Here is a 12,189-nt window from a genome sequence, read left to right on the forward strand (position 1 = left end):
TCCGCCGCCGGGCGATCCGGCCGGAACACGGGAAACGACCGGATCCGGCCGCCGGCGCCGTCGCGACGGTGGGCGCGGGCCGGGCGGACGCGGGGTTCGAGGTGGCCCTGGAGGGGCTGGTCGCCCACTGCCTGACCGTCCTGGCCGGGCGGGGTCAGGCCCGCCGGCGCGCCCCGCCGCACGCGTCCCACGGCTCCCCCGCGCCGGACGGCGCACCCGCCTCGTCCGCGCCGGCCCGCGCACCCGTCCCCGCCGCGCCCGTGCGGCCGGGGCCGCCGGCGGGCCCCCGCCCCACTCGTACGCCCAGCGTCGCCGCCGCCAGGAGCAGGGCGCCCAGCAGCACGAAGGGGGCGGCCGTGCCCGCGAGTCCGGCGACCAGCCCGGCGGACGCCGGTGCGGCGACCTGGCCGAGCCGGTTGCCCGTCAGGCGCAGGGCGAGGGCCGTGGAGCGGGCCCCGTCGGGAGCGGCCCGCACCACGGTCGTCATCGACAGCGGCTGGCCGGCCCCGAGGCAGAAACCCAGCGCGGCCAGCATCACGGCCAGGGCCCACACCGGGACGGGCAGCGCGATGCCCGCGCACAGCAGGCCGGCGAGCAGGCAGGTCACGGTCAGCAGCGCCGTACGGCCCAGCAGCCGGATCATCGGGGTCATGACCAGCCGGCAGGCGATGGTGGCCGCCGCCCGCAGGCCCAGCAGCAGGCCGATCGTCGCGGGCGGGATGGACCGGTGCTCACCGACGACCGGCAGATAGGCGGTCAGGATGTCGGTCGCGGAGAGCACGGCGAGGCTGATGAAGATCCCGGCGGGCACCCCCCGGGTGCGCAGGATCCGGTGGACGGGGACCCGGTCCCGCTCCGCGCGCGCGGGCCCGGTGTGCGCGTCGCGGACCTCGACGCGCCAGAGGGCCGTGAGGGCCACCGCGGCGACGGCGGCCGACACGACCAGGGCGAGGGCGCTGCTGCGGCCCGTGTCGCCACCGATGAGGAGTCCGGCCGCGACCGGCCCCACGAGCTGCCCGAGCGAGGCGCCGATGGTGAAGTGCCCGAAATCGCGGTCCTGTTCGTCCGGGGCGGACCGGCGGGCGACCAGCGACTGGGCACCGATCACGAAGCACAGATGGCCGAGTCCCATGACCCCGCTCCACGCCGCCATCCCCGCCAGGGAGCCGGCGGTGCCGCTCAGGGCGCACCCGCCCGCGATCAGCACCACCCCCGCGAACAGCAGCGGTGCGCACCGTCCCCGGTCGGTCCTGCGCCCGAGCGGTACGGCGGCGAACAGCGGCAGCAGCGCGTACACGCCCGCGATGACACCGATCGCGCGCTCGTCCGCGCCCAGCGACAGGGCGCGGTACGAGACGGCGGGCCGCGCCATCGACACCGCCGCCTGGGCGAAGCCGAAGGCGATGACGAGGCGCAGCAGCCAGTACCGCTTCATCAGATGATGCCGAGGAGTATCCCGGCGCCCAGCACCACCAGCGAGGTGAGGGCGGCCCACTTGACGGTGAACCGGGTGTGGTCGCCGAACTCGACCTTGGCCATGCCGACCAGGACGTACACGGCGGGCACCAGCGGGCTGGACATGTGCAGGGCCTGGCCCACCAGGGAGGCGCGGGCGATCTCCAGGGGGGAGACGCCGTGCGCGGCGCCGGCCTCGGCGAGGACCGGCAGGACGCCGAAGTAGAAGCCGTCGTTGGACATGAAGTACGTCAGGGGCAGGCTCAGCAGGCCGGTGACGAGCGCCATGTGCGGGCCCATGGCCTCCGGGACGGCGCCGACGAGCCAGTCCGCCATGTGCTTGACCATGCCGGTGCCGGTGAGGACGCCGGTGAAGACGGCGGCGGCGAAGACCATGCCGGCGACGTTGAGGACGTTGTCGGCGTGGGCCGCGACGCGCGCCTTCTGGTCGGGCATGTGCGGGAAGTTGACCGTCAGGGCGAGGGCCGCGCCGATGAGGAAGAGCACCGGGATGGGCAGCAGTTCCATGATCATGGCGGTGAGCAGGGCCACGGTGAGGACCGCGTTGAACCAGTACAGCCGGGGACGCAGGGTGGGGCGGTTAGGGTCGAGGCCCTGGAAGGTCCCGTCCGCGTCGCCGGGCGAGCCGCCGGCGGGGCCTGCCGCGGCCGTGGGACGGTCCTCTCCCCCGCCGGCCTTCACCAGCACGGTCTCGGTGTGCGGCTCCGGCACCTCGTCCAGGGTCAGGTGGCCCAGGCGCGTGCGCTCCCGCCGCCCCAGTACGTACGCGAGGAGCAGGACGAACAGCAGGCCGGCGCCGAGGGCCGGGATCATCGGTACGAAGATGTCGCCGGCGTCCAGCTTCAGCGCCGTGGCCGCGCGGGCGGTGGGGCCGCCCCAGGGCAGCGTGTTCATCACGCCGTTGGCGGTGGCGGCGACACCGGTCATGACGACCAGGCTCATCTTCAGGCGCTTGTAGAGCGGGTACATCGCCGAGACGGTGATCATGAAGGTGGTCGAGCCGTCGCCGTCCAGCGAGACGATCGCGGCGAGGACCGCCGTACCGACCACGACCCGCAGCGGGTCGGCCTTGCAGAAGCGCAGGATGCCCCGGACGATCGGGTCGAAGAGGCCGACGTCGATCATCACGCCGAAGTAGACGATGGCGAACATCAGCATCGCGGCGGTGGGCGCCAGGTTGCCGACGCCTTCGAGGACGTAGTCGCCGAGCTGGGCGCCCTGCCCGACGAGGACGCAGAAGAGGGCGGGGATGAGGACGAGCGCCGCGATCGGCGACATCTTCTTCATCATGATCAGGACCAGGAAGGTCGCGATCATGGCGAAGCCGAGGATTGTCAGCATGGAGGACACCTAACGTTCACCCTTGAACTCCACCGGGGGGCCGGCGGTCCGGATGACGTTAGGTGCCTCGCTGAACCGTTAACAAGGTGTTGACCTGTGAGCAATACGAGCAAAACCCCAGCTCAGGAGCGGTCAGTGCAGGGCTGATACGTGGACGGGGAAGCCGTTGAGCACGGCGGTGCCGGACAGCGGGTCGAGCCGGGTGCCGTCGAGGAGCTGGTTCACGTTGACGCCGGGCCGCCCTGCGGCGACCGCCATGCGGGTGCCGGGCCGGTCGTGGCCCCAGCCGTGCGGGATGCTCACCACCCCCGGCCGTACGGTGTCGGTGACCTCCACCGGGACGGTGAGCTCCCCGCCGTCGGCCTTCACGCGTGCGGGGGCGCCGTCGGTGAGGCCCAGACGGTCGGCGTCGTCGGGGTGGACCTGGAGCGTGCAGGTGTTGGTGCCGCTGTTGAGGGTGGGGACGTTGTGCATCCAGCTGTTGTTGGAGCGCAGGTGGCGGCGGCCGACGAGGACCAGGGCGTCCTCCGGCGCGGCCAGCGCCGCCCGCAGCCGGGGCAGGTCGGCGGCGATGGGGTCCGGCAGGAGTTCGACGCGTCCGCTGCGGGTTTTCAGCACCTGCGGGAGGCGCGGCTCCAGCGGCCCGAGGTCGATGCCGTGGGGGTGCTCGCGGAGCCGGTCGAGGGTCAGGCCGTACGGGCCGAGGCGCAGCATCAGGTCCAGGCGCCGCTCGGCGCCCGTGCGGCCGGTGAGCCGTGCCGCGTACTCCTCGGGGTCCTGGCCGTAGGCGGGCGAGTGCGGCTCGGTGACCGCCTTGGCGAGGGTGCGGGCGATGGCCATGTCGTCGACGGCGGACGGGTCGGCGTCCCGCGTGCCGGTCACGGCGAGGATCAGCCGGGCGTGGATCTCGCACTCGTCCATGCGGCCCGGCTCCAGCGGGACGGGCGCGGGCGTGTGACGGACCTGGTTGCGGACGGCGAAGCCGTTGAAGGCGAAGTCGAAGTGGGCGGTCTGGGCGGGCGGCGGCGGGGGCAGGACCACATCCGCGTGGCGCGAGGTCTCGTTCAGGTAGGGGTCGACGCTGACCATGAAGTCCAGGGCGCCGAGGGCACGGTCGAGCCGGTCGCCGTCGGGGGCGGACAGGACCGGGTTGGCGGCGATGGAGACGAGGGCGCGGATCCGCCCCTCGCCTGGGGTCTCGATCTCCTCCGCCAGGGCGGCGGTGGGCAGTTCGCCCTTGGCCTCGGGGTGCCCGGAGACGCGGCTCGCCCAGCGGCCGAGCGCGAACCCCTTGCCGGGGCCCGCCGGGCGGGGCGCCGGGACGGTGGCGGAGAGCGGGAACATCGCGCCACCGGGCCGGTCGAGGTTGCCGGTGAGGACGTTGAGGACGTCGACGAGCCAGTTGGTGAGGGTGCCGTACGCGACGGTGCTGCCGCCGACCCTCCCGTACACGGCCGCGGCCGGCGCCGCCGCCAGCTCGCGGGCGAGCGCCCGGATGGTGCCGGCGTCCACGTCGCACGCGCCGGCGACCGCCTCGGGCGTGAAGTCCCGTACGGCCGCCTCGACCTCAGCGACGCCCTGGACGTGTCCGGCGAGCGTCCCGAGGTCGGTGAGGCCCTCCTCGTACAGCACGTGGGCGAGGGCGGCCAGCAGGAGCGCGTCGGTGCCGGGGCGGATGGCGACGTGCCGGTCGGCGAGGCGCGCGGTGCGGGTGCGGCGCGGGTCGACGACGGTGAGGGTGCCGCCGCGCCCGCGCAGCGCCTTGAGCCTGCCGGGGAAGTCGGGCGCGGTGCACAGGCTGCCGTTGGAGTCCAGTGGGTTGGCGCCGATGACCAGCAGGTGGGCGGTGCGGTCCAGGTCGGGCACGGGGATGGCGAACGCGTCGCCGAACAGCAGCCCGCTGGAGACGTGCTTGGGCATCTGGTCCAGCGTCGACGCGGTGAAGAGGTTGCGGGTGCGCAGGGCGCCGAGCAGGAGGGGCGGGTAGAGGGCGCCCGCCATGGTGTGGACGTTGGGGTTGCCGAGGACGACCCCGACGGCGTCGGCGCCGTGCCGCTCGACGAGCGGCGGGAGCCGGCGGGCGATCACGTCGAACGCCTCCTCCCAGGCCGCTTCCCGGAAGGTGCCGTCCTCGCCGCGCACGAGTGGGCCGCGCAGGCGGTCCGGGTCGGCGTCGAGCTCGCCGAACGACGCGCCCTTGGGGCAGATGAACCCCCGGCTGAAGACGTCGTCCCGGTCGCCGCGCACGCCGGTGACGCGCGTGCCGTCGAGGGTGAGGGTGAGTCCGCAGGTGGCTTCGCAGAGCGGGCAGATGCGCGGGGCGGTGGGCATGGGGGCCTCCCGGGACGGCGGCAGCCGTGGGGCCGCGGCGGCGTGAGTCGCAGACACCGGGGAGCATACCGACCGGTACGCACGGTGGCGATGGTTCAGCCGCGCAGAACCGGTGCCAGATAGGCGCGGAGCAGGGCGCGGGTCTCGGCGATCAGCTCGGGATCGCCCGGTGGGCCGGCCCGGAAGGCGAGCCGCAGCAGCGCGTCGGTGGCCTCGACCGCCACGAGGATCTTGCGCCGCGCCATGTCGCCGCGGGGATGGCGGAGATGACCGGCGAGCAGGCCCCGGATCCGGTCGGCGACGAGGTGGTTGACGTCGTCGGGGCCGCCGCGGCGCGGGCCGGTGTGATGGGCGCCGACGGGCTCCCCGCCGCCCTCGCCGGGCTCCCTGTCCCCCTCGCCCGACCCCTCGCCCGACCCCTCGTCGGGCTCCTCGCCCGGCTCCCCGGCGCCCCCTCCCGGCCCCTCGCCACCGCCGGGGCTCCCGCCGGGCGCCGGAGCCGGATCGGGAGCCGGGCCGGGGGGCGGCGCCGCGGCCGATCCGGGAGCCGGCGCGCCGAGGGGCGCCGGACCGGGGACGCCGAAGTCGACGAGCGCGAACCCCGGCACGGTGCACCTCATGGCGATGTACTCGTCGAGCACGCAGTCGACGGCACCGTACGCGTCGAGGCCCGGCCGCCCCGCCAGCCGGGCCGCCACGCGCTCGGCGTAGCGGTCGAGGTTGCGGTGGGCGAGCGCGGCGGCCATGGCGCGCTTGCCGGAGAAGAAGCGGTAGACCGATCCGATCGGCACGCCGGCCCGCACCGCAACGTCCCGCGTGCTCAGCTTCTCGTAACCGGCCTCCTCGATGAGCTGCGCGCAGGCGTCGAGGATCCGGGCAAGGCGCTCGGCACTGCGCCGCTGGACCGGCGCCCGGCGCAGCGGCGAGGACGGGGGCGGGGGCACGGGTCCATGATGCCGCGCCGCGCGGCGGGAACCGGCGGCGTCCGGCCACCGTCCCAGTCCCACCCCCGTTGACGCGGGCTCCTTCGAATCCTACGGTCTTACATAGGATTCCATCCGGCAGGCCGAGCTACAGGAGCGGGCGACGATGACGAGCGATGTCACCGAACAGGCGAAGAAGATCGCGGAGGCTTTGGAGTACTCCACCGGATTCGGCAATGAGCACAGCTCCGAGGCCGTTCCCGGCGCTCTGCCGCTCGGCCGCAACTCGCCCCAGCGCGCACCGCTCGGCCTGTACGCCGAGCAGCTGAGCGGCTCCGCGTTCACCGAGCCGCGCGCCCACAACCAGCGCTCCTGGCTCTACCGCATCCGCCCGTCGGCCGCCCACCCGCCCTTCACGCGCACCGACAACGGCGCTGTGCGGACCGCGCCCTTCACCGAGACCGTCCCCGACCCCAACCGGCTGCGCTGGAACCCCCTCCCGGACCCGGTGCCCGGCACCGACTGGCTGGCCGGCCTGTGGACGCTCGGCGGCAACGGCGACGCGGCGCAGCGCACCGGCATGGCGGTGCACCTCTACCACGCCGACGCCTCCATGGACCGGGTCTTCAGCGACGCCGACGGCGAGCTGCTCATCGTCCCCGAGCGCGGCGGCCTGCTGCTCCGCACCGAGCTGGGCGATCTCGCGGCCCGCCCCGGCGAGGTCGCGCTCATCCCGCGCGGGGTCCGCTTCCGCGTCGAGCTGCTCGACGCGACGGCCCGCGGGTACGTGTGCGAGAACTACGGCCGGCCCTTCCAGCTGCCCGACCTCGGCCCGATCGGCGCCAACGGGCTCGCCAACCCCCGGGACTTCCGGGCGCCGGTCGCCGCGTACGAGGACGTGGAGGGCGAGGTGGAGGTGGTGAACAAGTTCTGCGGCAACCTGTGGACCGCGACGTACACCCACTCGCCGCTCGACGTCGTCGCCTGGCACGGCAACCACGTCCCGTACGTGTACGACCTGCGCACCTTCAACGTGATCGGGACCATCTCCTACGACCACCCGGACCCGTCGATCTTCACGGTGCTCACCTCGCCGTCCGACACCCCGGGCCTCGCGAACGTGGACTTCGTGGTCTTCGCCCCGCGCTGGCTGGTGGGCGAGGACACCTTCCGCCCGCCGTACTTCCACCGCAACGTGATGAGCGAGTACATGGGCCTGATCGAGGGCGCGTACGACGCCAAGGCCGAGGGCTTCGTGCCGGGCGGGGGCTCGCTGCACAACATGATGTCGGCGCACGGCCCGGACCGGGAGACGTTCGACAGGGCGAGCGCGGCGGAGTTGGTGCCGCAGCGGATCGACGACGGCCTGGCGTTCATGTTCGAGACGCGCTGGCCCGTCACGGCCACCGGGCAGGCGGCGGGCGCGGGCCACCTGCAGCGCGGGTACGACGACGTGTGGCAGGGTCTTGAGCGCCACTTTCGGCCGTAGTACGGAGTACCCGTGACCGCTTTCGCCCCCGACTCGCTGGTCCTGAACCGCAAGCTCCCGCTGTGGTACCAGGTCTCGCAGTCCCTCCGCGCCTCCATACTCGGGCGCGCGCCGGACGCCTCGCTGCGCCTGCCCACCGAGGAGCAGCTGGCCACGCACTACGGCGTCAGCGTCCTGACCATGCGGCAGGCGCTGAAGGAGCTGGAGGCGGAGGGGCTGATCAGCCGGCACCGGCGGCGCGGCACGTTCATCGAGCCCGGTGCCCGGCGCAGCGCGCCGCGCCGGCTGCTGGGTTCGATCGACGCGATCGTGGCCCAGCAGTCGGGCGAGCGGACGACGATCCTCGGCCACGGCGAGGACAAGGTCCCCGGTGAGCTGGCCGAACACTTCCCGGACCTGTCGGGCGTGGTCACCTACCGGCGGCTGCGCTGCGACGGCGAGAGCGGCGAGCCGACGAACTGGGCCGAGAACGCGGTCCGGCCGGAGGTGGCGGCCCGGATCGACCTGGCCGACCTGGAGCGGTGGCCGATGACGAAGGTGCTGCGGGACGCGGTGGGGGTGCGCATCAGCCGGATCACCGACACCGTGGAGGCCCGGCTGGCGGACCCCGAGACGGCCGCCCTGCTCCAGGTGCCGCTGCTGTCGCCGATCCTGCACTACACGGGCGTGACCTACGACGAGGACGGCCGGGTGGTCGACGTGGCGCGCATCCGCTACCGGGGCGACCGGTTCTCCTTCACCGTCACGATGGAGGCGGACTGAGGAGGCGGCGGTGGAGGGGTGCGGGGGGTGGTCACTAGCATGCGGGCCGTGACGGATGACGTACCGCTGCTCGACGACCTGATGCCCTGGTCCGTGGCGCCGCTGCGGCTGGGGCGCCCGTGGGTCGTCGCCCCGGACGTACGCACCCTGCGGGCCCGCTGGGACGCGCTGGTGTCGGCCGGGGACGGCGAGCGGGAGGCCCTGTTCCGGCCCACCCGGGCACGCACGCTGACGAGTTCGGTGGCCGCGCTGCCGGGGCAGCGGACCGGGACGGCCCGGCTGGCGCGGGAGGCCGGCCCGTGCCCGCGGCCGGTGCGGCTGGCCCACGGGCCGTACGACGAGCAGTGGCTGCTGCCGGATCACCGGCTGCTGGACGCGGCCCGCCCCGAGCTGTGGCGGGTGGCCGACGAGCGGCAGCTGTTCGCCGTCGAGCAGGGGTACGTACCGCAGGCGGCGGGCCCCGGGCTGCTGGTGACGGCGGCGCTGCCGGACGGCCGCTCCCCCGCGGGCCGCCCGGGCCGTATCCGTCCGCTGTACCGGCGCCCCGGCGGGCGGGAGCCGAACGTCACGCCCGGGCTGGTGGAGCTGCTGCGCGGGCGCTACGGCACCGGGGTCGATCCCGAGGACCTGCCGGCGTGGGCACTGGTGGCCGCCCGGCCCTCCCCCGCCGGGTGCGCGGTCCCGCTGCCGGACGACCCCGCCGTCTGGGCGGCCGGGGTGGCGCTGGGCCGCCGCATGAGGGACGTCCAGCTGCGCGGCGCCCGGGGCGGGGAGCGCCCCCGGCTGCCCGGCGGGCGCCGCCCCTACGTCCGCGCCGCGCTCCCGGCCCGCCCGGAGGGCCTGGCGTACGACGTGGACGGCGAGGCGCTGCTGGTCGGCGACGGCGGCCGGATCTCGCCCGTACCGGCCGGGGCGTGGGAGTACCGGGTGGGCGGGGTGCGGGTGCTGGAGCTCTGGTTCGAGCGCCGCACCGCCCCTGCCGAGCCCGGCACCCTGGAGGCGATCCGCCCCGCCGCGTGGCCCCGGGAATGGACGTCGGAGCTGCTGGAGCTGATCACCGTTCTGGCCCTCCAGGCCCAGCTGGAGGCGGACCGCCCGGATCTGTCCGGCACGGCGCTGCTCACCCGTGCCGAGCTCCGCGCGGCGGGCGTGCTGCCCCCGCCCGGCACGGCGCGCCGCCCCGCCTCCGTCCTGGACCAGGAGGAAGAGGGCCCCGAGGGCCAGCTGGCCCTCCTGTAGCCGGTCGCGGCCGGCAGAGGCGCGCGGACGGGCACGGGCGGAGAGGCGCGCGGGGGGATGCGGGACCGGCGCGCGGCGGCCGGGAGGGACGTACCGGCTCCGGCTCGCGGTCAGCCGAAGGCGTCCAGCAGGCGCCGCAGCGCGCGGTCGAAGGACGCGGCGGCGTCGTCCGGCGCGGGCGCCCCGGCGAGCAGTCCGGCGAGGCGCGGGTACGTCCCGCTCGCCACCTCCCGCTTCAGGTAGGCGGCGCGCACGGCCTGTTCCTGCTCCTCGGACCACGGCAGCGAGCGGGTGCGCTCCGCGAGGGCCAGCTCGTTCGCGACGGTGGTCAGGGCGGTGCCGTTGACCATCGCGATCAGCTCCAGCTTGGCGCCGCCGGGTGCGTCGAGCGGCTCGAGGCGGCCGAGGCAGTACTCCAGGTAGCGCAGGGCGTTGGGGCTGTAGCCGTAGACGGTCGACATCACCCGGGTCAGCCACGGGTGGCGGAGCATGATGGCCCGGGTCTGCCGGCCCAGCGCCAGCATGTCGCCCTTCCAGTCGCCGACGGGTGTGTCCGGCAGGTCGTACTCGCCGCTGACCGCGTCGACCATCAGCTCGTACAGGTCCGCCTTGCCCGTCACGTAGTTGTAGAGCGACATGGTCCCGCAGCCCAGCTCGGCCGCGACCCGCCGCATGGACAGCCCGTCGACGCCGTCGGCGTCCGCGACGCCGACCGCCGCCGCGGCGATGTCCGCGCGGCGGTACGCCGGCCTGGGGCCCCGGCCCGTGCGCTCGGGGCGCGCCCAGATCACTTCCGGTACGGCCGCTCGGCCCGCCATCGCTCATCACCTCGACCACCATCCTAGTTACGTACAGCGTACGTAGTGCGGTACGGTCGGCGCATGACAACTACGTACGCTGTACTTAGTGAGGGTCTGGAGAAGCGCTACGGCGAGGTCCGGGCCCTGCGCGGCCTCGATCTGGCCGTCCCCGAAGGCACGGTCTGCGGGATCCTCGGGCCCAACGGCGCGGGCAAGACCACCGCCGTACGGGTCCTGACCACGCTCACCTCCCCCGACGCCGGCAGCGCCCGCGTCGCCGGCCACGACGTGGCCCGCGAGGCCGCCGCCGTACGCCGGTCCATCGGCGTCACCGGCCAGTACGCCTCCGTCGACGGCGACCTGACCGGCCGGGAGAACCTCCGCCTGTTCGCCCGCCTGCTGCGGGCGCCCCGCGCCCGCGCCGACGACCTGCTGGAACGGTTCGGACTCGACGAGGCGGCCGGCCGCCCGGCCCGGACGTACTCCGGTGGCATGCGGCGCCGGCTGGACCTGGCCGCCAGCCTGCTCGTACGGCCCGCGGTGCTGTTCCTGGACGAGCCGACGACCGGCCTGGACCCGCACAGCCGCAACGCCATCCGGGACTCCGTGCGGGAACTGGCGTCGCGGGGCACGACCGTGCTGCTCACCACGCAGTACCTGGAGGAGGCCGACCAGCTCGCCGACGACATCGTCCTCATCGACGAGGGGCGGGCCGCGCACACCGGCACGCCGGCGCAGCTCAAGGCGCTGATCGGCAGCTACGCCGAGGTCGTCGTCGCCGACCCGTCCGGCCTGCACGCCGCCGCGGCCGTCCTGGACCGGCTCACCGGCTCCGAGCCCGCCCTGGACGAGGAGGCCCGCACCGTGGGCGCCGTCACCACCGATCCGACCCTGACCCTGCCCCGCGTCGTGCGCGAACTGGACGCCTCGGGCGTCCTGATCGTCGACGCCACCCTCCGCCCGCCCACCCTGGACGAGGTGTTCCTCCGCCTCACCGCCCGCGAGGAGCCGACCCCATGAGCGCGGTCCTGCACGACGGCGTCGCCGTCCTCGGACGCCACCTCCAGCGCGTCCGGCACGCACCGGCGATCCTCGTCATGACCCAGACGATGCCGATCGTCTTCCTGTTGTTCTTCGGGTACGTCTTCGGCAGCGCGCTGGCCATGCCGGGCACCGAGTACCGCGCCTTCCTGGTGCCCGGAATGCTGGTGGCCACGGCCGCCAACGGCATCATGACCGGCATGTTCACCGCCGCCCAGGACTCCCACCGGGGCGTGATGGACCGCTTCCGCACCCTGCCGATGAGCCGGGTGGCCGTGCCGCTGGGGCAGGCGGCCGCCGATCTGGTGACCACGGCCGCCGGGCTGGTCCCGCTGGTCCTGGTGGGGCTCGCGATGGGGTGGCGGATGGACGGCGGCCCGACCGCGGCGGTGGGTGCCTTCGGGTTGCTGCTGCTGTTCCGCTTCGCCACCACCTGGATCGGCATCCTGCTGGGGCTCGCGTCCCGGAGCGAGGAGGCGGCCGGCCAGCTGGGCGGCGCCACGTTCATGCTGCCGCTGCTGTCGAACGCGTACATCCCCACCGACGGCATGCCCCGCTGGCTGCGGACGCTCACCGAGTGGAACCCGATCTCGGCGGTGGCGACGGCCGCGCGCGACCTCTTCGGCAACGCGCCCGTACCCGAGGGCGCGGCCTGGCCGGTCGCCCACCCGGTGGCCGGGTCGATCGGGTGGTCGCTGGTGCTGCTGGCGGTGTGCGTGCCGCTCGCGGTGCGCAGGTACGCCGCCGCGGAGGGGTGACAAAGGTGGCACGTACACGATAGGTACGG

At 74.7% G+C, this 12,189-nt stretch carries 10 protein-coding genes; 5 read left to right on the top strand and 5 right to left on the bottom strand.

The annotated features are described in order from the left end of the window. Window positions 1–154: 154 nt before the first annotated feature. The 4 genes from IE109_RS25010 to IE109_RS34090 all read right to left on the bottom strand — a co-directional run bounded on the left by IE109_RS25010 (window position 155) and on the right by IE109_RS34090 (window position 6,092). The gene (locus IE109_RS25010) at window positions 155–1,435 is read right to left on the bottom strand and encodes an MFS transporter (RefSeq protein WP_189553545.1); all 1,281 of its coding nucleotides are present in this window, start codon (window positions 1,433–1,435) and stop codon (window positions 155–157) included. Continuing rightward, window positions 1,435–2,817, bottom strand: a complete 1,383-nt coding sequence (locus tag IE109_RS25015) for a CitMHS family transporter (RefSeq protein WP_189553547.1) — start codon at window positions 2,815–2,817, stop codon at window positions 1,435–1,437. Before IE109_RS25015 ends, IE109_RS25010 begins: the two co-directional genes overlap by 1 nt. A 132-nt stretch (window positions 2,818–2,949) precedes the next feature. Further along, window positions 2,950–5,148 (bottom strand): molybdopterin oxidoreductase family protein, encoded by a 2,199-nt coding sequence (locus tag IE109_RS25020; RefSeq protein WP_189553549.1) that lies wholly within the window; start codon window positions 5,146–5,148, stop codon window positions 2,950–2,952. Window positions 5,149–5,243: 95 nt separating this feature from the next. Next, on the bottom strand, window positions 5,244–6,092 hold the full coding sequence (locus tag IE109_RS34090) for a TetR/AcrR family transcriptional regulator (RefSeq protein WP_189553551.1): 849 nt from the start codon (window positions 6,090–6,092) through the stop codon (window positions 5,244–5,246). A 145-nt stretch (window positions 6,093–6,237) separates the two neighbouring features. Here IE109_RS34090 and hmgA point away from each other — a divergent pair, with 145 nt between their 5' ends. From hmgA to IE109_RS25040, 3 genes are read left to right on the top strand one after another with little or no spacing between them, the layout of a single operon-like run. After that, the gene (hmgA, locus tag IE109_RS25030) at window positions 6,238–7,560 is read left to right on the top strand and encodes a homogentisate 1,2-dioxygenase (RefSeq protein ID WP_189553553.1); all 1,323 of its coding nucleotides are present in this window, start codon (window positions 6,238–6,240) and stop codon (window positions 7,558–7,560) included. A gap of 12 nt (window positions 7,561–7,572) precedes the next feature. Next, window positions 7,573–8,322, top strand: coding sequence for a GntR family transcriptional regulator (locus IE109_RS25035; protein ID WP_189553555.1), 750 nt, complete (start codon window positions 7,573–7,575; stop codon window positions 8,320–8,322). A 39-nt stretch (window positions 8,323–8,361) separates the two neighbouring features. Continuing rightward, a complete protein-coding gene (locus IE109_RS25040) occupies window positions 8,362–9,561 on the top strand; it encodes a type ISP restriction/modification enzyme (protein ID WP_189553557.1) in 1,200 nt (399 codons plus the stop codon). Between the two features lie 110 nt (window positions 9,562–9,671). Here IE109_RS25040 and IE109_RS25045 read toward each other — a convergent pair whose 3' ends face one another. After that, a complete protein-coding gene (locus tag IE109_RS25045; protein WP_189553576.1) occupies window positions 9,672–10,379 on the bottom strand; it encodes a TetR/AcrR family transcriptional regulator C-terminal domain-containing protein in 708 nt (235 codons plus the stop codon). A gap of 63 nt (window positions 10,380–10,442) precedes the next feature. Here IE109_RS25045 and IE109_RS25050 point away from each other — a divergent pair, with 63 nt between their 5' ends. Together IE109_RS25050 and IE109_RS25055 are read left to right on the top strand one after the other, a co-directional pair. Continuing rightward, a complete protein-coding gene (locus IE109_RS25050; RefSeq protein WP_189553584.1) occupies window positions 10,443–11,381 on the top strand; it encodes an ATP-binding cassette domain-containing protein in 939 nt (312 codons plus the stop codon). Next, on the top strand, window positions 11,378–12,160 hold the full coding sequence (locus tag IE109_RS25055) for an ABC transporter permease (protein WP_189553586.1): 783 nt from the start codon (window positions 11,378–11,380) through the stop codon (window positions 12,158–12,160). Before IE109_RS25050 ends, IE109_RS25055 begins: the two co-directional genes overlap by 4 nt. Window positions 12,161–12,189 lie beyond the last annotated feature (29 nt).

It is taken from the genome of Streptomyces lavendofoliae (genome assembly GCF_014649735.1).
GTDB lineage: Bacteria > Actinomycetota > Actinomycetes > Streptomycetales > Streptomycetaceae > Streptomyces > Streptomyces lavendofoliae.

What these genes read in the sequence shown, in the direction of transcription:
- IE109_RS25010 (WP_189553545.1), bottom strand. Translation starts at nt 1,435, where the DNA reads ATGAAGCGGTACTGGCTGCTGCGCCTCGTCATCGCCTTCGGCTTCGCC.
- IE109_RS25015 (WP_189553547.1), bottom strand. Translation starts at nt 2,817, where the DNA reads ATGCTGACAATCCTCGGCTTCGCCATGATCGCGACCTTCCTGGTCCTG.
- IE109_RS25020 (WP_189553549.1), bottom strand. Translation starts at nt 5,148, where the DNA reads ATGCCCACCGCCCCGCGCATCTGCCCGCTCTGCGAAGCCACCTGCGGA.
- hmgA (WP_189553553.1), top strand. Translation starts at nt 6,238, where the DNA reads ATGACGAGCGATGTCACCGAACAGGCGAAGAAGATCGCGGAGGCTTTG.
- IE109_RS25040 (WP_189553557.1), top strand. Translation starts at nt 8,362, where the DNA reads ATGCGGGCCGTGACGGATGACGTACCGCTGCTCGACGACCTGATGCCC.
- IE109_RS25045 (WP_189553576.1), bottom strand. Translation starts at nt 10,379, where the DNA reads ATGGCGGGCCGAGCGGCCGTACCGGAAGTGATCTGGGCGCGCCCCGAG.
- IE109_RS25050 (WP_189553584.1), top strand. Translation starts at nt 10,443, where the DNA reads ATGACAACTACGTACGCTGTACTTAGTGAGGGTCTGGAGAAGCGCTAC.
- IE109_RS25055 (WP_189553586.1), top strand. Translation starts at nt 11,378, where the DNA reads ATGAGCGCGGTCCTGCACGACGGCGTCGCCGTCCTCGGACGCCACCTC.